The sequence below is a fragment of the Pseudomonas sp. MF5691 genome, from assembly GCF_016405645.1.
GTDB lineage: Bacteria > Pseudomonadota > Gammaproteobacteria > Pseudomonadales > Pseudomonadaceae > Aquipseudomonas > Aquipseudomonas shahriarae.
Genome location: NZ_JAEKDC010000009.1, coordinates 16,962 through 39,124, shown reverse-complemented (window position 1 = coordinate 39,124; position 22,163 = coordinate 16,962). Strand labels below are relative to the sequence as shown.

At 56.1% G+C, this 22,163-nt stretch carries 19 protein-coding genes and 1 pseudogene; 2 read left to right on the top strand and 18 right to left on the bottom strand.

The features are described from left to right. Positions 1 to 50: 50 nt before the first annotated feature. From pglX to JFT44_RS14720, 7 genes and pseudogenes are all read right to left on the bottom strand, one after another. On the bottom strand, positions 51 to 3,608 hold the full coding sequence (gene pglX, locus JFT44_RS14750) for a BREX-1 system adenine-specific DNA-methyltransferase PglX (protein WP_198830849.1): 3,558 nt from the start codon (positions 3,606 to 3,608) through the stop codon (positions 51 to 53). 85 nt (positions 3,609 to 3,693) lie between these two features. Then, positions 3,694 to 7,365 carry a BREX system P-loop protein BrxC gene (brxC, locus tag JFT44_RS14745; RefSeq protein WP_198830848.1) on the bottom strand — a complete coding sequence of 1,224 codons (3,672 nt, stop codon included), beginning with the start codon at positions 7,363 to 7,365 and terminating at the stop codon, positions 3,694 to 3,696. An 18-nt stretch (positions 7,366 to 7,383) separates the two neighbouring features. After that, positions 7,384 to 7,959, bottom strand: a complete 576-nt coding sequence (locus tag JFT44_RS14740; protein WP_047303169.1) for a DUF1788 domain-containing protein — start codon at positions 7,957 to 7,959, stop codon at positions 7,384 to 7,386. Positions 7,960 to 7,981: 22 nt separating this feature from the next. After that, positions 7,982 to 8,593 (bottom strand): DUF1819 family protein, encoded by a 612-nt coding sequence (locus JFT44_RS14735; RefSeq protein WP_073844629.1) that lies wholly within the window; start codon positions 8,591 to 8,593, stop codon positions 7,982 to 7,984. A gap of 2 nt (positions 8,594 to 8,595) precedes the next feature. Next, positions 8,596 to 9,465 carry a WYL domain-containing protein gene (locus tag JFT44_RS14730; RefSeq protein ID WP_010656372.1) on the bottom strand — a complete coding sequence of 290 codons (870 nt, stop codon included), beginning with the start codon at positions 9,463 to 9,465 and terminating at the stop codon, positions 8,596 to 8,598. A gap of 231 nt (positions 9,466 to 9,696) precedes the next feature. Beyond that, positions 9,697 to 9,969: pseudogene (locus JFT44_RS29155) on the bottom strand (hydrolase or metal-binding protein); the annotation flags it as partial. Positions 9,970 to 9,986: 17 nt separating this feature from the next. After that, positions 9,987 to 10,859, bottom strand: coding sequence for a WYL domain-containing protein (locus tag JFT44_RS14720; protein ID WP_073844631.1), 873 nt, complete (start codon positions 10,857 to 10,859; stop codon positions 9,987 to 9,989). A 118-nt stretch (positions 10,860 to 10,977) separates the two neighbouring features. On the opposite strand from JFT44_RS14720, the gene JFT44_RS14715 reads away from it, so the two are divergent. Together JFT44_RS14715 and JFT44_RS14710 are read left to right on the top strand one after the other, a co-directional pair. Then, complete coding sequence (locus JFT44_RS14715) at positions 10,978 to 11,235, top strand: hypothetical protein (RefSeq protein WP_073844633.1); 258 nt, start codon at positions 10,978 to 10,980, stop codon at positions 11,233 to 11,235. A gap of 10 nt (positions 11,236 to 11,245) precedes the next feature. Next, on the top strand, positions 11,246 to 12,298 hold the full coding sequence (locus tag JFT44_RS14710; RefSeq protein ID WP_073844635.1) for an ADP-ribosylglycohydrolase family protein: 1,053 nt from the start codon (positions 11,246 to 11,248) through the stop codon (positions 12,296 to 12,298). Positions 12,299 to 12,530: 232 nt separating this feature from the next. Here the strand turns inward: JFT44_RS14710 and JFT44_RS14705 are convergent, their stop codons facing one another. The 11 genes from JFT44_RS14705 to JFT44_RS14655 all read right to left on the bottom strand — a co-directional run bounded on the left by JFT44_RS14705 (position 12,531) and on the right by JFT44_RS14655 (position 22,124). Beyond that, positions 12,531 to 12,842 carry a YkgJ family cysteine cluster protein gene (locus JFT44_RS14705; RefSeq protein WP_073844637.1) on the bottom strand — a complete coding sequence of 104 codons (312 nt, stop codon included), beginning with the start codon at positions 12,840 to 12,842 and terminating at the stop codon, positions 12,531 to 12,533. Positions 12,843 to 12,925: 83 nt separating this feature from the next. Continuing rightward, the gene (locus JFT44_RS14700; RefSeq protein ID WP_106118409.1) at positions 12,926 to 13,954 is read right to left on the bottom strand and encodes a hypothetical protein; all 1,029 of its coding nucleotides are present in this window, start codon (positions 13,952 to 13,954) and stop codon (positions 12,926 to 12,928) included. Positions 13,955 to 13,964: 10 nt separating this feature from the next. Further along, positions 13,965 to 14,600, bottom strand: coding sequence for a hypothetical protein (locus JFT44_RS14695; protein ID WP_073844641.1), 636 nt, complete (start codon positions 14,598 to 14,600; stop codon positions 13,965 to 13,967). Positions 14,601 to 14,649: 49 nt separating this feature from the next. Further along, entirely contained in the window at positions 14,650 to 16,215 is a 1,566-nt protein-coding gene (locus JFT44_RS14690) for a hypothetical protein (protein ID WP_073844643.1), read from the bottom strand. Further along, on the bottom strand, positions 16,212 to 17,282 hold the full coding sequence (locus JFT44_RS14685) for a YafY family protein (RefSeq protein WP_073844645.1): 1,071 nt from the start codon (positions 17,280 to 17,282) through the stop codon (positions 16,212 to 16,214). Before JFT44_RS14685 ends, JFT44_RS14690 begins: the two co-directional genes overlap by 4 nt. 120 nt (positions 17,283 to 17,402) lie before the next feature. After that, positions 17,403 to 17,546 carry a hypothetical protein gene (locus JFT44_RS14680; protein ID WP_155678135.1) on the bottom strand — a complete coding sequence of 48 codons (144 nt, stop codon included), beginning with the start codon at positions 17,544 to 17,546 and terminating at the stop codon, positions 17,403 to 17,405. A gap of 510 nt (positions 17,547 to 18,056) precedes the next feature. Further along, the gene (gene radC, locus JFT44_RS14675; protein WP_073844647.1) at positions 18,057 to 18,554 is read right to left on the bottom strand and encodes a DNA repair protein RadC; all 498 of its coding nucleotides are present in this window, start codon (positions 18,552 to 18,554) and stop codon (positions 18,057 to 18,059) included. Positions 18,555 to 18,601: 47 nt separating this feature from the next. Continuing rightward, entirely contained in the window at positions 18,602 to 19,528 is a 927-nt protein-coding gene (locus tag JFT44_RS14670; RefSeq protein ID WP_073844649.1) for a hydrolase or metal-binding protein, read from the bottom strand. Positions 19,529 to 19,634: 106 nt separating this feature from the next. Beyond that, positions 19,635 to 20,639, bottom strand: coding sequence for a YqaJ viral recombinase family protein (locus JFT44_RS14665; protein ID WP_073844651.1), 1,005 nt, complete (start codon positions 20,637 to 20,639; stop codon positions 19,635 to 19,637). A 115-nt stretch (positions 20,640 to 20,754) separates the two neighbouring features. Continuing rightward, on the bottom strand, positions 20,755 to 21,723 hold the full coding sequence (locus tag JFT44_RS14660; protein WP_198830847.1) for a DUF932 domain-containing protein: 969 nt from the start codon (positions 21,721 to 21,723) through the stop codon (positions 20,755 to 20,757). Positions 21,724 to 21,794: 71 nt separating this feature from the next. Beyond that, entirely contained in the window at positions 21,795 to 22,124 is a 330-nt protein-coding gene (locus JFT44_RS14655; RefSeq protein ID WP_032902032.1) for a hypothetical protein, read from the bottom strand. Positions 22,125 to 22,163: the final 39 nt, after the last annotated feature.

Here is a 22,163-nt window from a genome sequence, read left to right as displayed (position 1 = left end):
CACTCAATCCATGTGAACAGAGCTAGTTTTTACACAGGTTTGGCGCAGCCTTAAGACTCTGCCTTATCCCCAGTCACCGCTTTCACCTCCGCCAACAATTCCCCAAACTTGCCGTAGTTCACCTTCACGCCGTCATCCAGATCCAGGCTGATGCGCTGGTCGGCGTGGTGACGGAGTTTTTCGTCGAAGGTGGTGAGTTCGGCTTGTTGGTTGTGCAGGGTGGCGAGCTCTTTTTCCAGGCGCTTTTTCTCGGCGGTGCTGGGACTGGCTTCGATGTCCTGCTCAAGCTTGTTGGCGTAGGTGTTGAGCTTGGCGGTCAGCGGAATAACGTACTCGGTACGCATGCGCGCCAGGGTACCTTCGTGGTAGCGGTGCAGGTACACCAAGCACTGGAAGGCCTTTTGCTTGCCACTGCTGAACAGCCAGTAGATCGGGCGCTTTTTGTAGGTTTGTAGGTGATCCTTGAAGTAGTTTTCGCAGAGATAGCGACGCAGGGTCTCGCGACTTGACTCGGCCTTTTTCGGTGACATGTTGTCCGCGAGAAAGTGCAGGTTGGCTTCGAGGTGGGTCTTGCCCCAAGCCACTGAGACGAACTCGATCAAGCGATTGACCGCATCGTCGGCAAACCACTCTTTGTCGGTAAGCGGGATGATGCCGTCGGCATCGGCTGGAAAGGTGACGTAGCGGCTGGAGTTGAACCCCTGGTTGCCACTGTTGGCGTAGATAAGACCGGGCTCGTTCAGGCTGTAGCGTCCGAGCATGCAGCCGATGGCGTAGGAGATCAGCTCCGCACAGGTGTCCTCGCGAAAGCGCGCCCACAGCTCGGATTCATTGAGCTTGCCGCCGTAGCGGTAGGACGGGTTTACTGTAAGGGTGATCTGGTCGATGGGGACGTCGGGGGTGAGCTCATCCGTCAGGCCGTAAGCGTCGATGAAGAGGCGGTTGTTCTCCTCTTCGAGGAGCTTAATCTCGTCGATAGTGGCGCGGTTTTGGGTAATCCAGGCGGTATAGCTGGATTCGAGGGTTAGAGCTTCCTCAGAGGAAGCCGTCAACAGGGGCAGGGATTGGAATCCCCAAGACACCTCATAAGCGTCCCAATCTTTCCGAGCAACAGCCACACATGCCTTCGCGATCTCTTTGCTACCGCTGGTCCAGGCTTTCTTTGCGTAGGGCAGGTTGTTGAAATAACCCACATCGAAATGCACGGTCGGGCTGAGAAGCTTCGTTGCTAACCCGACAAAATTTGTATTGCAGTAAGCGAGTAGGGAGAGGCGCCAATCGGAGTCGCCACCAAATGCAGAGTGCCCCACATTGGAATGGATAAAGCCAGCATCATATTCTCGGAATGAATTGTGCGAGATAGTGATGTCAGACCAGCTCACCGACGGTTTGAAGTAGAAGGAAGAGTTTCGGAGGACGGACGACTTAAAGCTGTGCAACTCCCTGCCGTCATCCTGCCAATTCACGACGAACTCTTGATTACCGAACCACTTACGAAATGCTCCACCTTTATTTAGAGGAAACCACGTCTTCTTTGACTGTTTCGCGTCGTCGCGACTACCCAGGTCAAAACCAGTTTTGAGGAGTGATACTTCGTGCCATAGGCGTACGAATCGATCGTTGTCAGCGGTTGACAGACCTTGCTTGGCACTAGCTATGCAGCCAAGGGAGCTGTTGACTTCAAAGACGCCGCGAACGCCTTCGCTAGCCCAATACGCAACAGGTATACCGGGGATCTTCTCAAAGGCAGTATTCGGTGTGCTAAATCGCCGATTCGAGTGGAACCGGCGCTCAAGCTCTTCGTTGCTAGCTACGCTTCCTTGCTTGTCAAATAGCCTAAGAAATTGTCCCTCTAGCTTCGTCAATGATGAACGTTCGAGAACATAAGAACAACTGCCGAAATCTGATCCCCAAACGCCTCTTCCGATATGGACCAAGCTAGAAATCGGCGCAGACCGGAAAATTGCGCGTCGGACTAGCTCAAAGGACGAAAGGAACATCCAGTTAGGAATGGTGATCATCCCAATACGGCCGCCGTCACGTGCTAATTCAATGTTCCGAAGCGTGAATGCCGCATAGAGGTCAGATTTCCCCGCTTCATAGACGGAATTCACAAACTCCTTGAGCGCTGGGCAGTAAAGCTTACTTCCCATGTATGGCGGATTAGCCACTACCGCGTCATACCGCGTCGCCAGCATCTCGGCCTGCTGTACCAGCACCCTCAAGCAATTGAGCTCATCCTTAACAAACAGGTCTTGGCTGAACGCCACGCTCAGCCGCTTCAACGCAGGCAATTTGTCCGCCAGTCCCTCCGGCACTTGAATCAGAGAGCCAAAGGTAGTTGCGTGCTCGAATAGCCGCTTCAGCTCTTTTAGATTGCTCAGCTCAAGCCCATAGTCCGCTAGCGTTACGCCGCTGGCCAATACATCAGCGTCGAATCCCGCGCTGTCTACCAGGGCCATCACAGAGAGCTTCACCCCCCGTTCGAACAGTCGACGATCGTCGCCCCGGCCCTTCATCATCAATGCAAATCCGGTCAACTGCGCCGCACGCTCGTCGATATCAAGGCCAAACAAGTTCTTCTCAAGGATCAGCTGCGCCACGTCGCGCTGACGATAGCCTCGCTCCAAGTAGATGGCCTTCAATAGGTCGTAGGCCACCACTAGTATGTGCCCTGAACCACTGGCCGGGTCGATCAGGGTCAGCTCCTCTGGGTGGAGGCTTTCGGGTGTGAAGGCCGCGAGCTGCACCTTAACTTCGGCGGTCTGTTCGGTGGGTTGGATGTAGTACTCCATCTGCGCCCTAAGTGGCGAGTTGGGATAGGTCGCCAGCCACTGAGCACCCAGCGAATTCTGGACCATGTACTTGACGATCCAATTTGGCGTGAACAATTGTGTCGCCGCCGGAATGTCTTCCGACTTCACCACCTTGCCGATGACTTGGCCTTTTTTCTCGGAAATGTAGAACTGGTAAAGCCAGCCGATGATCTCGATGTTGGCCCAATCTTCTTCGGGAATGGCGCTGACCAGCTCGCGGATTAACGAGTCGGTCTTGGTCAGGTTGTCCGGCAGCAGCAGCTCGGTGGCGTCATCCACCGCCTCGAAGAGGAACGGCATGGCCTGGTGCAAGGCGTGACACTGGGCGAGCAAGAGCTCGCGGTAGAGCTCTTCGTCTTTGTTACCGTCTAGTTTTAGCTCGGCAATGCGTTTTTTGTCGAGACCCGGCAGGTTGATATCCAGGCAGTCGTCGAGGATTTGGAAGCTGCCTTGCTGCGCGGGGTGGCTGAGTACCCGCAGGCCGTGGTCCAGGTAGTCCTTAAGCTCCATATAGCGGATGGCGCACAGGCGGTTGAACCAGCTGTAGGCAGCCTGCTCCATGGCCTGGGCAAAACCCAGTTGCTCGACCTTTTTCACCAGTGCAGCGCGGGGGCCGATAATACTGGCCGGAAAGGCCTGCTCGCCGATCAGCGCCAGATCGCCCTTTTGCTCCACCGGCGCGATGCCCATACTGGATTCGCGGATGCCAAACAGCGCGGCGCGCTTGGTCATGGCGGCGATAAAGGCAGTGCGTGCCTTGGGGGCGTAGCTTTTTATGTTGCTGGTATTCATCTCGACTTTCCCTAACTCTTTTTAATCTGGCTTTGGCGCAGTTTGCAGCTTGGAGAGGACACCCCCTTTTCCAGGCTGCAAGGGGTCAGCGAATGCGAATGCGATTATCTTGCTGAATAGCGCTGTCCAGTTCGCCCTTGAGGGCCTCGATGAAACGGTCGATATCGTTCTGGCTTTCCAGATATAAGCCGTTGCCCAGCTTGTTGAACACACTGGTCGCCACAACTTCCACCACAGGCTTTGGCGGAGCTACAGGCTTGGATGTTGGCACCAAAGCAGGCGCCCGGTCTTCTTTGGCGCCGTTTGCCGAATTGGCTGCCTGCGCAGCCTTGGCATGCTCCTGCTGAATTTTCTGCTGACGTTCGGCTTCAGCCTGGATAGCACGCTCTAACTCAAACACACCATCGTGTAGGCGCTCGTCGGCAGTCTGGGTTTGCAACATGTAGATGTTGGCGATGCTAGTTTCGGTCTCCAGATCCGCTTTGACGAGCTGTATCGGACGCAGTAGGCGGTTACTCAGCTCGGCGGTTTCGATACCACTCTTGGCAATCTCGGTCTGCAATTGGGTGATTTTCTCGTCGACACGGGCCAGGGCATGTTGACGCTTTTCAGCTAGGGTGGCGGCGTTTATGGCTTCTACCGTGTCAACCAGAGTGGCGACTTGGTGCAACTGACCGTAGGGCGTGGTGTTTTGCTCAATAGCTTTCAGCTCGGCCAGTGCTTTGCGTGCTTTCTCGTCTTTATCCAGCGCTGGTTTGTTCTTGTCGAAACGACGTAAGGCCTGCTGCAGTTGCTGCCAGGTATGCACCTGGTTGGTGAAGAACTCGTGTAGGTCACGGTAGTCCTCTTCCAGATCCAGGAAGTCATCCTTGTTGTCGACCACGGCCTTGAAAAAGTCAACGCTGTCGGTGTTGCTCAGCAAGCGCTGCAGGCTGAGCAGGGCCTGTTCTATGGCATCTTTGCCAGGGAAGCGTCCGGCGCTAACCGTTGCTTTGTATTTTTCAAGGTTGCTGCGCCAGCTGTCGAACTGCACGCAGTAATACTCGAATAACTCCTTCTCGCCTGCAGGGCCGAGGGCATTGAACAGCTCCTGGGTAAGGTTGCGTGCTTGCTTGAGCAGTCCTTCCTCGGTCTGGCGCTTCATCTGCACCGAAACTTCACGACGCTTACGGCTGTTGGTAAGGTACTCGAATGCGTCTGGCAGCGGCATGCTGGGGCCGGCGGCGTGGAACGAAATACGGCTGGAAGCGGCCAGGCGACCGAGAACAAGCAGAATCTCTCCGTCCGGCCAACCATAGGGGCGCTTACTGAAGCGTTCGATGATGTCTGCGACCAGCAAGCGCTCGTTACCGGAGGCGCGCAGCGAGATGAACTGTTCAACTTCCTTGATGGCCTGCGGATTGCCTTCGTCACCATCGAGGGTCAGACCTAGTTGGCCGATGTCGCTGGTATGCAGAATGGCGTGGAGTTCACGCTCGGGCTCCTGCTGTAGCACTCGCAGGTAGCCCAGTTTGGTGAAGGTGTTTTCAAGGAGGTACTGGCACGCCTCGTCGAACTTGCTGACGATATTGTTGCTTTTGAGCTTCAGGTGCTGCCCCTGCGCATAGACCTCTGCGCGTTCAGCCAGCTCTTCCAGCAGCAAGCGCAGGCGCTTTTTACGCTCCTGGTTCTCACGGCCGCGTTCGGCGAGGATCTTGCTCAGCTCAGGCTGGCTGCCGTCGTCATTGAGGCGTATGAACTTGTTGGTCTTCAGCCAGGTGCGGAGCTCGGTGAAGAAGTCCTTGCTGTCAGGCAGTTTGAGAAGTGCCATACCGGCAGGAGCTTCGTTGCTTTTATTGATACAGCCAGCTTCGCCATAGAGCGCGTAGTCGAGATCCAGTGGCGAGATCACTTCGACACGAAGGTCGTGCTCGTAACGGCCTTCCAGGCTGTGGCCGTCGAGGTAGCGACCAATGCTGTAGTCGGTCTTGTTGACGATGTAGCGGAACTTGTTCTTGTCCTTTAGCAGGTCTTTGTAGATCAGATCCGACAGTGCTTTGTTTTCTTCTGAACCGGCGATCTCTGTGGCCTTGATCTTGCGGGTGATGTCGCGTTCCTCGTTTGTGAGGAAGACAAATTCGTCACCGTTGCGGGTGATCAGGCTTTCCTTTTCAAGGCGCTGGAGGGTTTCTTCAATGCGGCGACGTAGCGCTAGTTTGTCTTCGTCGACCTGTTCAATGGACAGGGTGACGAGGTTGTCGAGGGTGCCCTTGATCAAGTCGACATAGCGGATCATGAACAGGGTGCGCAGGATCTGTACGTCGAAGGCGTCGAGGACGCTGCTTTCGCCCGCCTGGTCGATGGTGCGCTTGACTGCTGTATCGAGGAAGCCTTCGACGGCGCGGTAGAAGCTGTACATGGGAATCAGCGCGCCGAGCGGTTTCTCCGCAATGGCCATGGCTGCCATTTGGAAGGCATCGAGCATGGAACGCTCGCCATAGGCCAGGTGCGCCCCGGTGGCACCGACCTTGCGGATTTCCTCGAAGACCTTTTGCACCAGTTGGAAGTGGTACGGCGCAAACGGGTAGTTGTTGATGAAGCTTTCCGGTCCATCGAAGTTCTTCAGGGTCGGACCGGAACGGTCAAAGGTGATCTGATTGCGCAGGATGTCGCCTTTCTGTTCCCAGAGGGCGCGCAGCTCGGCTTCAGCTTCCGGTGTTTTGCGTAGCAGGCGCTTCTGGATGACTTCGTCAGTGTTGGAGCTGGACAGCGAAAGTCGGGTTTTGAAGCGCCCGGCAATTTTCGAGAAATCGTTGGCCTTGGAGGCGGACAGCTCACCCAGTACGGCATCCATATCGGCCTGAGAGGTGACAATGATCCAGGCTCGGCCTTTGCAGATGGTGCCGAGGTTTTCGGTGATGGTCTGCAGGGTGAGCATTAGTTTGGTGTCGCTGCCGATGAACTGGCCGACTTCGTCCACCAGGAACAACACACGGTGTTTGGCTGGCTGGGTGTCGAGGTATTCGCGCACCCAGTTGCAGAAGTTTTCGACCGAGACGCTGAACGTTTGTTCTGAGTCTTCGAACCATTTGTGCGCGGCCTCAGCAGATAGATCGAGGGCTGCGGCTACCGCTTGCTCAATGTCATCCTGGTAGAACTGATAGCCATCACGCTCCTCGGTCCAGTCCATCCCGGTGGAATCATTAAAGGCTTGCTTGAATCGCTCATAGACGCCGCGCTGGGCCAGATGACGCTCCATGTGGGCGATGTGGGGATGGTCGCCACTGAAACCTTGATGCTCGTTGAACACCCGTAGGAAGACATTGAGGATCGGGTTGCCAGCATCGTTGGAGCTGGCTTTGCTGTCGATGTTAAACAAGATGACATCGGCACTGTTGGCAACGGCCTTGTCGATGTCGGCACGGATGGTGGCATCACGCAGTTTGCTCGCATCAAAGAAGGACACAGCCTGGCGAGCGTTGCCCTGGTCGTCGCGCGCTTCGATGTTGGCCAGTAGGTATGACAAGGTCTTGAGGAAGTGCGACTTACCCGAGCCAAAGAAACCGCTGATCCATACGCCCACGCGGTTGGCGATGGAGGGATCGTTCAAGTCAGTACCGTAGGACTCGAAGAAGCTGCGGAAGTGTTTTTCCAGCTCGTTGGTGACAACGTACTCATCCAGCTCCTGGTGCACGGTTGCGTCGTCGGACTGATCCGCCTTAACCACGCCGTTGATCGGGCGATCGAGTTCCTTGAAGAAAATATCTTTAATGCTCACGGCAATCGTCCTTATTGATCAGGGAACCAGCTTGAAGGCGCGGTAGTAGTTGTTGCTGGGAATGCGGTCGAACAAGGCGAGTGACTGCCCTGAGTAATGGCCGGGGTAAAAAAGAACCAGAGGCTTGTGGCCAAGCAGCGCGTGTAGCTTGTTGAGAAGGTTGTGGGCGCGAAGAACCGGCCAAACTGAGCCCACACCACTGATTAGCACCACGTCGTGTTGATCGGCGTCGCTGTGTTCCATTAGGAAGGGCGCGAATTTGTCCATATGCAGCGGTCCGGACAGCGCCTTGAGCAACGCGAGGTCACCTTTGGTTTGCTGCATCTGAATGGCTTTTTCAGTGAAGCTGCGTTGATCCAGATATTCGCGCATAGCCTGCAGCAAATTGATATGAGCCACTTTGAGCTGGCTATGCTTCTTGGCGAGGAACCCCTGCAGAAAACTGAGGTATTCGCGCACCTGCAGCTCGTCCTCGGGGGCGTAGTCGAAGATCCAGAAACCGAGCTCATTGCCCAATCCTTGGCTCCTCAAGAACTCTTCGGTGAGGATCTTGTCTGGGATCTGGTTTAGCCGATCCTGCAGTTGCTGATTCATGCGAACACTCCTTATTCCACGCCTACTGTCCGGTGGCATTGGATACTTCCAAACAGGCTTTTATGCGATAGCGGTAGCTGTCATCCAGCAATACGCGGACCTCTGACCGAATTATCAGGTTTTGTAGTTTCATGTTGCGGGTGCTTTTCAACAGGCCGACCTCGGCCAGCATGCGATAGACAACCTGCGCCATCTTCTTACGACTGGACTCCGTCCAGGTGGTGATGGTCGAATCTCGATGGCTGCGTTCCTCCAGAAACTCATTCCAGTGGTAGGGTTCGAGCACGTCGGCGCGGGTGACGAAAGCGTCCTTGAGGACGGTCTCGATGAATTCGACGAGGAGCAGGTTGCGCTCCATGGCCGAGCAGAACACCACTTGGGTAGCGAGTTCATCATCTCCATCTCGAATTGCCCGCCAGAAAGGGGCATCCAGTCGCTCCAGACGCTTGCGGATGGCTTGAGCCACACGCTTGGCCGAAGCTGGTGCGCGTTTCTGCAGTCGGTTCTGTTTCTGTATGACCTCATGCCATTGTTCAGGGCTGGCGTCCTGCAGCAGCAGGTCTGCAACGATGCGTGATTCACGCACCTGCAACGAGCCGCCGATTAAGTCAGAGTCGTAATGGAAGCTATGCATGCCTATTCCCCATCACTGCTAAAAAGGAAGGGAGTTAGCTTGGCGCGATCAGCTGGAAGCAATTGCAATGGATGCTCGCGTACTCGCTCGGCTTCTTCTGCGGTGATGGCCGCCTGATAGCGTTGAAGGGTGTAGTGGGCAAGTGCTGTGCGAACAGTCAGCTGTAGGCGTCCTTCCGGCATGCCGAAGTCGCGTTCAACTAAAGACTTTTGGGCATCACTGAGTAGCTCATTAGGGATCAGTGTCAGGTTGACTTGGTCGTGCCAGCTACTGTCTGTACTTGATAATGGGGCGTGAGCGTCGCACGATTTTGGCGTGCGACAGATACGTGAGAGCAAAAAGTCGCGGAAGGCTTGGCGCTTATGGCACCAAGCGCGAACGTGCCAGCGAAAACCGGTATAAACGAGCGTGTGAGGTGATATCACGCGCTCATGAATTTGCGGGTTGGACATGGAGGCGTAGAGCACTTTCAGGCTGCCGGCATTGCGGCAGGCTCTGATCAACTCGCGAACCACTTCAGGGCGGGCTGCACGGTCTGGAAGTTGGACAGTAGTGACGCTGGGGTGAGCTTCCAAAACCTCAGACACGGGCTGATCAGATTGCTCGCCGATTAGTGCCATGTACTCATTGATGTGTCCAGCGCTCAGTACAGGCTGAAAACCAGCCGTCGGCACATAGCCTTTAACTGCAGGGCTGTGGATTAGCGAGCCTGGATTGAATTCGCTGTTATAGCGATTGATGTCGGAAGAAGCTTGCTGGCGGCTGATGCCAAACCATGCCATCAACTGAGTGGTGATCAGGCGACCCTCCCAATAGCTGATTAGCTCTATCGCGCGTAGCCTGAGGAGGGCTTCGTGTTTGGGGAGGGGCATTGGCATTCCTGAATGTGAGCTGGTCCGGATAATGCCTGATACGAGGCGCCAGTGTAAATTTATTTACTGTAAAGTTTTTTGCGTTTTGAATGATTTTGCGTGAATCGCTGATAGCGTCGGCGCCCGGTGCGTGAAAAATAACGTCGATCGATTTTTAACGATCGCAATTCGTAAGTCCTATTTACAAGTTCACTTGGTCGGGCCGCATTGCCAGCAGCTTGAACAGGAAAAAATAAAGCGCACAACACTCATTGATGCTGCCGTGGTGCGGATGCTGTCGAAGCCTGTAGTGCGGAAGACGGAGCTGCCCAGAGGGGTCATCGTCGCCGATCAACACATTCGGTCCGCGGGCTTGCAGGCATTGCCTTCGGCCAGCGAAGGGTAGGGGAGTGACTTGATGCCATCCTCGCACTAGTGTTTGCAGGTTTCGCTACTGCCCACGTAGCGCGGTCGTGCCGTTGCATGGTCGGACAGGCTGTACTCGGCACAGAAGCACAGATCCGGCCTCGCCCATCTGTGGATCAGCTATACAGCCATGGCTCCAGTTCAGTTAGATTTTTCACGATGATCTGCTGGGCTTCAGGTCGGGGCTCCATTTTTGTAGGGTCGATCTGATAACGCTGCAATACATACTTCACCAGCGCCCTGCGAGTAGGGATCAACAGTTGGCCGTTCAGCATGCCGAAATCGGCTTCAATGATCGCCTTCTGTGTCGGAGTCAGTCGCGAGTCGGGCTCGATGACCACTGTTACTTCGGTATTCCAGTCTTCGTCTTCAGTAATGACATTTTCGGACTTGCCGAGCAGCTCGGGCTCACCGCGCAGCCGACTGAGCACAAAGTCGCGATACTGGCCGTTTTTCTCGCAATAGGCGCGTACGTGCCACCGCATCCCGGTATAGACCAAGGTGTGTGGCGCGATGAGCCGGCCTTCCGGAGCGGGATTGTTCAGTGATACGTAGTCAATGTCCAGGCGCAGGTGTTCGCGGCATGCCTTGAGCAGCGGTCGAAGAATCTTCGCCTTGATTGAGCGGTCCGGCACCTCCAACACCTTGGTGTGGGCGTAGGCCAGCGCCAGGCCTTCGATGTGCGGAGCTCGCTCGTTGTTCTGATAAAGCAGGTGCAGATAGGCACTGGCGCTGTCGTCGATGAACAGCGGTTTGAACTGCGTGCTCGGGACGTAGCCCTTGAGCTGCTTGTCATATGTCAAGTTTCGGGGCGCATGTTCGATGATGTAGGTATTGATGTCTTTTGACGCCTGCTGGCGGCTGATGCCGAAACTCTGGATCAAGTGTCCCGTGGTCAGCCGGCCCTCCCACCAGGCTACGGTCTCAATCAAACGATAGCGAAGTGCCAGATCCCAGCGGACGTGTTCGATGGACTGCTTGCGTTTCATAACCTCTCCATGTGTGCGAATACTTTACCTGTATAAGTCTACATTCTAGACCTGTCGTAAATCACTACATATCGTGTGATTGTCTTGAAGGCAAATCGAACTCACGGAGGAAGTGGGCATGAGTATGTCGGAAGCGGTTTCGATGGGTGCATTGGTTATGATGGGGGCAATCCTACTGGTGCTTTTGCTGCAATACCTGAGGTTGCGTGAACTCTGGCGAATGGCGGTTGCCTGCCGAAAGGACGTGCGCTGGGCGCGGATTTGGGAAGTGGAGAACCGGGAACTGCGCTCGGCGCTACGAGCGGAGAAAGCGCACATCGAGCAGTTGCAAAGAAAGCTGGTGATTTTGCAGGAATTGATTCCGGCAGAGGGGTGAGGTAAAGGGCATGAACAGACTTGAACGGATCAAAGGCTGCCTGCTAGGTGGTGCCGTCGGCGATGCGCTAGGCGCCCCAGTGGAGTTTCTCGAATGGTCTGCAATCGAAGCTAAGTTCGGTTCACAAGGAATCATCGATTTTGCCCCGGCTTACGGCATCACCGGAGCCATCACCGACGACACACAGATGATGCTTTTCACTGCAGAAGGCTTGCTTCGGGCGTATGTGCGCGGCAGTTCCCGAGGAGCTTGCCACGTCCCCAGCATTATTCATCATGCGTTGATGCGCTGGTTGATGACACAGGATTACCCGGCAGCGATGCCTGTCAGTCGGGACGGGTGGTTGGTCGAGCAACTTGCGCTCTGGTCTCGCCGCGCCCCAGGCACCACCTGCCTCAATGCACTCAAGGCCAGTCTGCGGCTGGGCGCAGTTGCTGAGAACAACAGTAAAGGCTGTGGCGCCGTGATGCGTGTCGCGCCCTGTGCGTTCTTTGCCAATGCCTTTGACTACGCTGCTCAGTCAGGGCGCCTGACCCACGGGCACCCTACGGGCTACCTGGCGGCCGGACTGTTTGCCGATATTCTCCAGCGCATTGTCGATCGGCAAGACAGCCTTGAGCACGCAGTCACTCAAAGCTTGGCCAATTACGGGCAAAAGCCCGGTATGGAAGAAACACGTAGTCTCATCGAACGCGTGCTTTTTTTCTTTTACGAGGGCTACAAGCCCACCCCGCAACGCATCGGCGAACTCGGTTGCGGTTGGGTCGCCGAAGAGGCGTTGGCTATTGGGCTGTGGTGCGCTCTGGCAGCGCGCTCGTTCGAGGAGGGCGTGATCACAGCGGTGAATCACGGTGGCGATAGCGACAGCACCGGGCTGATCGCCGGGCACCTGTTGGGTGTTCAGTATGGTGCTGCTGCGATTCCTGCTCGGTGGTGCGAAAAATTGGAGTTGCGCGAGGTGATCGTTCAGATTGCCGAGGATATTGAGCGCGTTCCGCGTGAGTACTGTGGGTATGGCGGAGAGTTTGATCAGCAGATTGAGCGGGTATATCCCGGTAATTGAGGGGGTTGATGTGAGGACTACCCGGTTACACAGAAAGCCCCATCCTTAAGCGGCGACCGTCAGCGAGAGGAGGGGGGAGCCCAAAGATCTTCGATGAAGGTACGAACAACGTCCGTGCCTTCGGCTTGGGACTCAATGTGATAACTTTCCGATGCCCACCCACTTGTTCAGCTTCGCGGCGAGGCAGTTCATGTGTGAGTTATTGTCATCAACGGATTGGTAGACCCCCTACTTATGTTTTGATCGTAAGAAGGACGGCCTGCTCTTCTTGCGCCTGCAAATTCGTGCAGACCTGCAAATTCAGAGTGACATACTCGTCCCAGGTGTACTGCTGAGCGTAGCGCATGGTGTATTGCCGATCCACCCGGCAGATGTCCGGGCGCTCTGCATAAATGGTACAGCGCTTGCCAAGTGCATCGTAATGCCTGCAAGTGCCGTCGCCACGATCCAGAAATTGGGTTTCGGCAGCCAGATGAACGAGCTGGCAGCACAAGCCGCATTGGGTGCAAGGGAAGGTGGAGGGGGGCGTAGTGTGGCTATGCATATAAAAGTATCACCGCCTTGAAGCGGTGCCGGTTGCGACTGGGGCATTTGAGGAAGGCCCGCGCGGGTACGCGGGCACTGTTTTTAAGCTGAGGGAGCGTCCAGGCCCGCTTTCTGTCCGTTTGCCACGGCTGCGACGTCTTGGATGCGCTTTTCCGTTGCTAGAACCAGATTGCCATCTTGATCCAGAATCGCAGTGTCGATCATGGCCTTGAGTAACTGAGCAAACTTGACCGAGCGGAAAACGATCTCCTTGCATTCATCCGTGAAGGTCCGGTAATCCACGCCATTATTCTCGATGACTTTTTTCAGCTCGCCCACGGTGCGGCGCAGTTGCGAGCTGATCTTGGAGAACGTGGCGTTCGCCAGGGAGGTTACCTGCTCAATGGCGCGCAGCTTGCCGGTCATCAGCTCGGCTTGATCGTGAATGGTGCGGGCCTGTTCCAGGTTGCTGCGCGCATTATTCAGAGCTTCTTCGCCCTTGTTACCCAGAACATGGCCGAAGATGGCCAGCGCCGGTCCAGCGACGATGCCTCCCAGCACCATCATGCCCCCGGCCATACCGTAGCCACCGGCTGCCAACGAACCTCCGCCCAGCCAGGCCAGCGTGGCGTTGGTGGCTGCCACGCCGCCGAGCGAGGAGATGGCCGTGCCTGTGCTGGCCGTGGCCAGCAGCATGGTGCCGTTGTAGGCACCAAAGGCCAGCGCTGCACCACCGCCCATGCCTGCGCCGAGACCGAGACCCGCATCCTTGAGCGCCTGGTAGTCCTGACGAAGACCGGCAAGGGTTTTATTGGAAAAATCGCCAGCGTTCAGTTTGTCCAGCTCTGGACTCTGACTGAGTTCGATGTTTTTCAGGCGCTCGAAGGTTTCGATAAATTCGGCAACCACTCCGTTGAACGCACGCAGCTTACGCTGGCCATAATCTTCCAATATGGCGTTAGTGGCCTTGCGTTGTTCTTCGACCTTTCGGTTGGCGCTATCGACCATGGAGCGTGCATCGTTATTAATGTCTTTGGCGTTGCTGTGGTCTATCGCGCCGCTGACGCCTTTGGCCGCACCATATATACCGGCAGCGGCTGCGACAGCACCAATGATCAGAGGAATGGGCATGGTCGTTTCCTTATTCAAGAATAATCGAAATGGTTTTGCTGACTTCCTGATTCAGCGTTTCTGCACGCTCCAAGAGATCATCGAAAATGAAGTCTTCCAATTGATGGTGAAGCTGAAATTCTTTGAGGAGTGCCCATTCAACGCTGGTGATCGTGCCGTCGCGGAGGGCGACTAATAGCAGCTCGAAAAGGATGACCTTGGGCGCGGTCGGCAGCTCAAATTTCTTGTCTTTGAGTAATTCTTTCAGAACGGTCGTTGCAGCTTGCACCCGGGTTTCAGGCTTTTCCGCTTTGGAAACTGGATATTTTTTGAGGGCTTCGATGAGTTGTGCCGCCACATCATCGGACGGCTTTCCCCCAAACATGAAAGCAGCGGGGGAAGAACGTCCAAACATGCTACTGGAGGTGGAAGCACTTCCAAACATGCTAGTGGAGAGCGATGGCCGTGTGATGGACTGCTCAAGCTCAGTGATCATTTCGCGCTCTTTTTCGCCTTCTTGAATGGAAAGCGCACTGAGGTCGGTGCTGGAGGTAAATTCATCTGATGTCTTTCCATCCCACAGCAGCGGCTTGTCAGCTAGGGCCAACAGTTTTGCGAGATCAAGTAGATGTTTTTGGTCCGGTTCGGACAGAAGTTTGAGCAGCATGCAGGGTATCGTCCTTTTTCAGGTGTATCTTCAGGGCAAGTAAGGTTGGTTACAGCATCAGAGGGCTGTCGGAATTCATGAAGTCATCGAATTCCTCAATAGATTGGAATTGCAGTTCTTTTCCCAGCAAGGTGGCGTATCGATTGATAGTGGCTGCCAAGGCATCAACGCTGCCGCTACCGGCGGCATCCACAATGGCAAACAAACGTTTAGTTTCTTCCTGCAATTGAGGGATTTCACGACGCGTGAAGTCATCCAACTGCGCTTGTTCTTCGGCAATTTGGTCGCGGGCGGCGGCCTCAATGGCACGGATGCGCGCCAGTTGCTGACGGGAAAGCTCGACGCCACGGGCGGCGTCCAATGCGCTTTGGTAGAAGAGCGAAGAGAGGGTGTAGCCGATCATCCCGCCAATGGCAGCACCGACAAAGGGCACGGGAATGGCCAATTGTCCGAGTGCAGCCATCATGCTGCTGGAAAGCATGCCTGCGCCTTTCTCACCCACTTCGCTCAGTAATTGTGCCTCGCTGATCTCGCCGGTGACGTAGCGTTTCACCGAACTGCCCAGTGACAGGCAGATGTTGATCGCCAGCGCTGGAGCGTTGGTGCCGGCGAGCGTGCGCAAGGTTTGGTTGCTTGATTGTTGCATGCCACCTTTGAGCGCGGAGCCAGCGAAAGCCGTGGTGTATCCAAGGGCACCGGCTTTAACTGTGTCGAGGGCTAAATCCTGGGCAGCTTCACCCAATTGCTTTTTGTCTTGGGCGACGTTGAACGCATTGGTCAACAGCGAAATAACACCACCGATAACAGCGCCGTACTTCGCGCCCTCTATACCGGCCCGGTGGCTTGTACCGGCGATATCTTTCACCGTCTCGCGCAGCGGCTTTTCAGCGTAGTCGATGGCCTGCTTGGTAGTGATGCCAAGGTCAACGATGTCTTCTTCGGCAAGCTTGTCGAATCTGTCGGCACGGTCGCGGAATTGTTCGGCGAGCTCCGGTTTTCCCTTCTGTTCCGCCAGCAGTGCGTGTTTTCTCAAGCCTTCTGCACGCTTGTGACAGTAAGTCTTGGCGTCTTCGACCTGTTCGCTGGGTAGCTCCAGCTTTTTACCGAAGTATTTACTGTACTTGTGATCCTCATGACTAACCTGGTTGGCAACCTTGTTTCCGCTGGCCTCCAACTTGGTCTGGGCTTCGTAAATGATCTTGCCGTTTTCATCCACGCGGACCCGATCCACCGCTTCGCGGTACTTGGAATCGGTATCAATGCCGTAATGCTTCAAATCATCGCTGCGAATCGTGCGCTCAGAAGATTTGTTGATGATGGCTTCGGCGTTGTCACGACTGGTACCGGCAACTTCGCCAGCCCAGCCCGCTCGTTGTTTGACGCCGGTTTTTTCCTGGCTGATGCCTTTCAGGCCCTTGCTCAGTACTTTCCCGGCTTCATTGTCGACGCCTCTATAGGCTTTGACGAACTCGGCATTGGCACTGCCATAGCGGCTGACGGTTTCACTCGTGGAAAGTGCCGTTGCGGTGCGCCCGATATCCCGCTTGATTTCGTCTCTGCTGTCGTCTTGCACGCTCGCGGTTGAAGTAGGCGTAAAAGTGTCGTGGGACTTCATGGAGCCTCCTGGCAGGCGTGTGCATCGGTAATGGTGGCCGAGTGGTGTTGCATGGGTTGCGTATACAGCCCACTCATTTTTGTCAGCTTCTCTTTGATTACATCTACCCAACGTTTGGGCTCATGCAGGTGAACGCTCTCCCCCAACCCGAACACCCACCAAAGCGTTTCCTGATCGTCCGGCACTCGCGCGCGCAGGCGTTGCCAGTCGCTGCCTGGCAACGGCTTCAGGCTTTGCTCGGGGCTAAGCGGGGTTTCGTTCAGCAGCCAGGCGATATGCGGGGATACGTCGGCGATCAGTTCGTGGTGTTTGATCGGGCCGGGGCTGTTGAAGCCGCCGCTCTGGATGTAATGATCGATCTCGAAGTCGGGTTGTTCGCGGGTCGGCGCATCGAGGCACGCAGCCTGCTGGATGCGGTGCAGGGCGAATTGGCGAACGTCTGTGTAGCCTTCGACAGTACCTATCAGGTAGCTGACGGAGTGGCGCGAGATCATGCCAGCGGGGTGTATGCGTAGGGTCTTGTGCTCGCCTTTGCTGCGGCTGAGGTAGACGATCTCCAGTTGTCGCATTTCCAGTAGGGAAGTCGCCACCTGGGACCAGATGGCCGAGTCCACTTCGGCGGGCTGGAGCGCCTTGCCGTTGGGCAGAGTGCGTACGCGTTTGGCCCAGTGCGCCAGGTTATTATGTTCCAGCCCTTGGAGTTGCCGGTGCGCCAGGTCGAAATGGTGCGCCAGCAGGCTCAGCACACTGGGCGGCAGCAGCTTGCTCAGGTGGCTTTCGGCGAGGACGAATGCCAGTGCGGTGGGGGTGTCCAGTGCCGGAAAGTCGAATTGTGGAGTGTCCTTGGGAAAGCTCCAGAGATACGGGCGTTGGCTTTCGTCACAGAGCAGTGGAAAGTCCAGGGCGAGGCGGCCGATGAGGTCCCGTTGCAAGGTCCGACGGTCAATGTCGAAATTCTCGGCCTTGAGTCTTTGCAGCAGTTCGGTGGTGGAAATTCTCTTGGGCGCGCGCGGGATGAGGCGCAGCAGGGCCAAGTGCCTGAATAGCCTGTCTTTGGGATCTGACATGAGGGAACTGTGCTCGAATCAACCTTGATGGTTCGCTGGCGTCACATATCTGGCGAACATTCCATTAATGGCTTTTTAACACTATTTTGTTCTGCCCGCCAAGAGCGGATGGCCGAAGCTTCATGTCTGCTCAGTCCCGTTCGAAGGTCTGTTACGGAATTTTTCGCGGTCTAGTTCCCTCTTCAGTTCGTCGATCGCCTGGCTTTTCTTCATCACCACAGCACCAACAACCAATCCAATGGTAAAGCAGACCAACTCTTTCATGGGGAGCTCCTAGGGTGCTGACTTGGGGTGTTGAGAGCTATCCTCCACCAGCCATGCGACATTCTGTGTCGTTTAATGCATGGCGTTGTACCTAATCGACAGTGGCTATGTGGGGCTCCTCTTCGCTTGGTACACCTCTAGACCTCGCCATTTACTCGGCGTCATATTCGGGCAAATGCAGTGCAGTACAGCTCTACGGTCGCATAGCAGCCCCGGCTCGCCATAACGTGGCCAACCGGGGGCGTGGCAGCACTTGGTCGGAATTCCGAGTAATCCTTACTACCACTTAAATCGTGAGGACCTGGTTGGGCAGCTGTGTTCTTCCACCGAACAAGTTTTCTCTGCAAGTCGGCTACCAAGGGCTTTGTGGATGGCGGCCATGGTTTTGAATAAAGCCGAGGTTAAGTACAACCGCTGGATCACGACAAAAAATAAGTGATCGGGTACCGTGCCGATGACTGCCCAGGCATCAGCCAAGGGCAGTCTAATCGGGCGGTGTGAGCCTAGGAGTTACAGGTAACCCCGTTCCGCCAACGACACGCAGCCTTCATGGCCCACTACCACATGGTCCAATATTCGTGTGCCGACCATGTTCAGAGCGTTCTTGAGGATGTTGGTGAGCGTGCGGTCGGCTTGGCTGGGCTCCGGATCACCGGAGGGATGGTTGTGAACCATAATTACGGCCGCGGCATTATGTTCTAGAGCGATCTTGACCACTTCCCGTGGGTACACACTGGTACCGTCCAACGTGCCTCTGAACAGCTCCCTGAAGCCTATTACCCGGTGCTTGGTGTCGAGCAGTAGCAAAGCAAAGACTTCGTGCTCGTGGTACTGCAGCAGTGTTTGCAGGTGGCTGAAGACCTGCTTGGGCTCAGTCAGTGCCCGGCCTTTAGACAGGCGACTCATTGCCAGTTGTTGAGCCATCTGCAGGATGTCGGCCTCGGTGACCGGTGATTCCATGACATAGGTGCCGGTCGTTTCACCGGCTTTGAGCTTGTGATATTTCATGGGTATTCTCTTGAATTGGAGGACATTGGGTCAGGTTGGACGCGTAATCAGTGGGCGCGAGCAGAGTGGTCGCTGCCGCTTTGGAGGGATTTGGATTCCAGTTTTTGTACCAGTGAGGTTTTGGCAGGGGCCGCTGGTTTGGGGGCTGCTTCTGTCTTGCTGGTCTGATCTTCAGCTGCGGGAAAGAACTCCTCGACGATGGCCCCGGTGTCCTCATCACTGTCTTCAAAAGCTCCGTTGCTAAAGCCCTGTTGTGCCGCGTGATCCAAGGCGGTCTGATCAAAGCCTGCGGCTTGCCGGGTTTCCTCCAGTTGTTTGGCTTCCAGCAAGGCGTCTTCTAGGCTAAACCCGCTGCGCACGGTGATGTCCACGTAGAAGATCGGCGTGCCGTGGCTTTGGCGGGTGGACTTGCCGCGAAGACGCAACTCCAGCGGCAGGCAGGCGAGACGGTCTCCGGAAATGGCTTGTAGGTAATGTAGGCGTGCCGCCAGGGTACGGATGCTGTTGTAGCCCGTGGTACGAAAGACAAAGCTGCCCAACGGATCGTCATCGCCAATCACCACGTTCAGCCGGCCGTAAGGCTTGCAGGCATTGCCTTGAGCCAATGAACAACCATCCGGTGAAGGGCAGGGCAACGACTGAATGCCGTCCTTGGTCAAACGCTTGCAGGTCTCACCATTGCCTACACAGACTGGTCGTCCGGTGTTACGGTCGAACAGGCTATAGTCAGCCCGAAAGTTGAGGTCGGGCTCGTTGAACAGCAGCCGGATCGGAATGCTGCGCAGCTTGCCGTCCTGGCCATTGCGCAGTTCCTCGTTGAGTGGATGCAGTAACCAGCCGTCGCGGCTCTGTACTTGGGAGGTGAGGGTGAATTGATCGTCCTTTTCCGGCAGACGCTTGCCGTTCTTTTCGACGACCTTGCCGATGGAAATGCGGCCCAAAATCGGGGGCGTGATGGCTAAACCTTTGAGCATGGGAGTTCCCCTGTATCTGAACTAAAAACGCCACCGAGACCGCGCAAACGGCCAGGGTGGCGCTGGAGAGAAAGGGCATGGGAATAAGGGAGGAGCGAACAAACGTTCAGGCCAGCAGAAAACGCCGACTGCCGGTTTTGGTGGTCGAGTAGCGCACTTGCAGATGGGGCTTTTCTTTCAGCAGACGGGGGATATCCAGGGCCACGCTGTCTTTGGCTTTCTTCCAAGTGATGTAGCCAGTTGCGAAGATCGCCCGACTGGCATCGCCCATGGCCTGTTGCAACGTTTGCTTGAGCTGAGCTTCCTGCTTCTCCTGCAGAGCAATCGATTCTCGCACGCTCTGTAGTTCGGTAAAGGTCGTACAGAGCCTCGTGTCATGGCTGAAGTCCAGGCTTTGCCCACTGTCCTGCGGGTAAAGGCAGCGCAACGCCTGCTCCGCCGAGGCAGATCCGTCTGCCGGCGGCGGGGTATCACTGACGACGTAATCCCAGAACAACCGCTCCAGGTCGATCAGCCGAGCAATCAGTGGTTCATCGCGTTCAATGCGATGGATTTCCAGGTGCTGACCACCGAGCAGTACCGCCACATCAGCGGCCTGCTTGCCGGTGACGGCGAGCTGGTGCATGACTTGCAACTGCACATACTCGGGCACACCCTCCTTCCAGAGGCGTGCGCCGTTTATGCCGGCGGTTTTGCATTCGAGAATCTGCACTTCTGATGCGCCGATCACCTCACGGTCGATATTGGCCAGCATCCAGTTCAACTGCGGAGCCGGGTGTTGCAGCACGGCATTGATCCGTCGCACCCGGTGACCGCTACGCTTGGTGTAATGCGCAGCCACGATAGGCTCCAAAATGTTGCCCCAGTAAGCCGGGCTTTCCTCGTCTTGCGGATCGAGCTTGGGCAGTGATTCATCACGCCCGGTTTTCTCCAGCCACAGCTCCAGCTGGGACTTGTAAGGGTTCAGGCCCACGGCAGCGGCAGCATCCGAGCTGCCGATGCCTTGTTTACGCACGGCCAACCAGTCCTCACGCGGCAGTTGTTTAGTCCCCACCAGGCGTAAGGCAGGACGGGGTTTGCTGCTGGGGTGTCGCAGAGTTTGTGTGCTCATGATGTTTTCCTGTGCGGCATAAAAAACGCCCGGCCAGCACGAGGCTGGCCAGGCGTTTTAAGGAGTGAGAAGAATGAGAAGGGGGTGAGGTTGATGAAGACAGCGAAAACAGGGGCTAAGCTGCAAGTTGTAGCGCAGCCTCCAGCGCCCGTTGCTTGATCTGTGCACCTTGACCGAACCAGGCAGAGTCCATGCGGTATTCGTTACTACGAGCCCTGCGTTCGTGATCGACATACTCGGTCACAGCATTGAGCAAGCCCCACGCAGTTCCTTGGGCCGATTCCAGCGTGGCGCCGCGACCTCCGCCTTCGTACAGGCTTTGAACCTTGCGCAGTGCGCGCTCGTTCGGCAGGACTTCCGGCAGTTTGCTATTGGGGGTTACGTCACACAAAACGTTCATGAAGAAGCCCATCGCTTCATGCCACTGCACCTTGCGTTCAGCCAGTGCTCGCATGCGGTACATGAACTCGTCCCACTGGGAGACGGCGATGCCCAACTGTTTTTTCACTGCCTGCGGATCGAAGCGGGTGTTATGTGGCACCTTGATCGCCTTGGTCGTACCGTCCAGGGCAATGGTCAACGTGTTGTTGCAGACCACGCGCACGGTGGTCGGGGTGGCGGTAGTGGCCAATGTGCCGTCACAGGACGTGGCCAGCAGCAGGTAGCCATTCACCTGGTCGCTGCCCTTCAGCGCCATGCCTTGTCCTGTACGGGCCAGCGCCCAGAACTTGCGACCGCCTTTGAGCACTCCAGCGGTTTCCAGTTCGTAGCCCGAGACTTCGGTGAGATCGCGATAGAACTCCAAGACCTCACGCGGCTGCACGACCTGGTAGCGCTGAGAAACCACCGACAGTGGGGCCTTGGTGTCGGAGCGATACAGCACCTTCTGTTCAGGGAAAGTGTGAATTGAGCCCAAAGTACCGATGCTGTCGGACTTGAAGTGCACCGGGCTGTCCTGAATCCGCCAGTCCATGCCCGCTTCGTGCTGCCAGACTTCGAGCGGTTGTTTGGGGGAGAGGCGACTGCCCAGACCATGCCAGGGTGTGGCGCCAACGTAAGCCATTTGTTCAACGAGATGAGCCATGGGAATGATTCCTTGCGAATGAAGGGAAAAGCGCGTCGTTTCATTAACCAACGACGCCTGTTCACAACGACTTAACGGTTGACGCTGAAGCTGTAGCCACACGCCAGGCACTGATAGTTGAGAAGGATTTTTTCATCGATCTGCTCGCCCAGCGTGGCCCCGGCAATGCCACCTGCGACCCCACCGAACAGACCACCCAAAATCGCCCCGGCGATGCTGCCGATAGCGATTCCCACCGGCCCGCCGACTACTCCCAGCACCGCGCCGGCTTCTGCGCCTGAAAGGGCGCCGGCGGCACCGCTGGCCACACCGCCTGCCGCACCAATTAATCCACCCGTTTGTTTACCGATATTTTTCGTGACGACGCGTCCAGAGTTACAGCTTGGGCACGGGTTATACATACGCAGATCCTCTCCAGTGATGAGCGTGCTGAGCCAAAA

Excerpts from the sequence above, each read along its gene's own strand:
- pglX (WP_198830849.1), bottom strand. The coding sequence starts at position 3,608 with ATGAATACCAGCAACATAAAAAGCTACGCCCCCAAGGCACGCACTGCC.
- JFT44_RS14740 (WP_047303169.1), bottom strand. The coding sequence starts at position 7,959 with ATGAATCAGCAACTGCAGGATCGGCTAAACCAGATCCCAGACAAGATC.
- JFT44_RS14735 (WP_073844629.1), bottom strand. The coding sequence starts at position 8,593 with ATGCATAGCTTCCATTACGACTCTGACTTAATCGGCGGCTCGTTGCAG.
- JFT44_RS14730 (WP_010656372.1), bottom strand. The coding sequence starts at position 9,465 with ATGCCCCTCCCCAAACACGAAGCCCTCCTCAGGCTACGCGCGATAGAG.
- JFT44_RS14720 (WP_073844631.1), bottom strand. The coding sequence starts at position 10,859 with ATGAAACGCAAGCAGTCCATCGAACACGTCCGCTGGGATCTGGCACTT.
- JFT44_RS14715 (WP_073844633.1), top strand. The coding sequence starts at position 10,978 with ATGAGTATGTCGGAAGCGGTTTCGATGGGTGCATTGGTTATGATGGGG.
- JFT44_RS14710 (WP_073844635.1), top strand. The coding sequence starts at position 11,246 with ATGAACAGACTTGAACGGATCAAAGGCTGCCTGCTAGGTGGTGCCGTC.
- JFT44_RS14705 (WP_073844637.1), bottom strand. The coding sequence starts at position 12,842 with ATGCATAGCCACACTACGCCCCCCTCCACCTTCCCTTGCACCCAATGC.
- JFT44_RS14700 (WP_106118409.1), bottom strand. The coding sequence starts at position 13,954 with ATGCCCATTCCTCTGATCATTGGTGCTGTCGCAGCCGCTGCCGGTATA.
- JFT44_RS14695 (WP_073844641.1), bottom strand. The coding sequence starts at position 14,600 with ATGCTGCTCAAACTTCTGTCCGAACCGGACCAAAAACATCTACTTGAT.
- JFT44_RS14690 (WP_073844643.1), bottom strand. The coding sequence starts at position 16,215 with ATGAAGTCCCACGACACTTTTACGCCTACTTCAACCGCGAGCGTGCAA.
- JFT44_RS14685 (WP_073844645.1), bottom strand. The coding sequence starts at position 17,282 with ATGTCAGATCCCAAAGACAGGCTATTCAGGCACTTGGCCCTGCTGCGC.
- JFT44_RS14680 (WP_155678135.1), bottom strand. The coding sequence starts at position 17,546 with ATGAAAGAGTTGGTCTGCTTTACCATTGGATTGGTTGTTGGTGCTGTG.
- radC (WP_073844647.1), bottom strand. The coding sequence starts at position 18,554 with ATGAAATATCACAAGCTCAAAGCCGGTGAAACGACCGGCACCTATGTC.
- JFT44_RS14670 (WP_073844649.1), bottom strand. The coding sequence starts at position 19,528 with ATGCTCAAAGGTTTAGCCATCACGCCCCCGATTTTGGGCCGCATTTCC.
- JFT44_RS14665 (WP_073844651.1), bottom strand. The coding sequence starts at position 20,639 with ATGAGCACACAAACTCTGCGACACCCCAGCAGCAAACCCCGTCCTGCC.
- JFT44_RS14660 (WP_198830847.1), bottom strand. The coding sequence starts at position 21,723 with ATGGCTCATCTCGTTGAACAAATGGCTTACGTTGGCGCCACACCCTGG.
- JFT44_RS14655 (WP_032902032.1), bottom strand. The coding sequence starts at position 22,124 with ATGTATAACCCGTGCCCAAGCTGTAACTCTGGACGCGTCGTCACGAAA.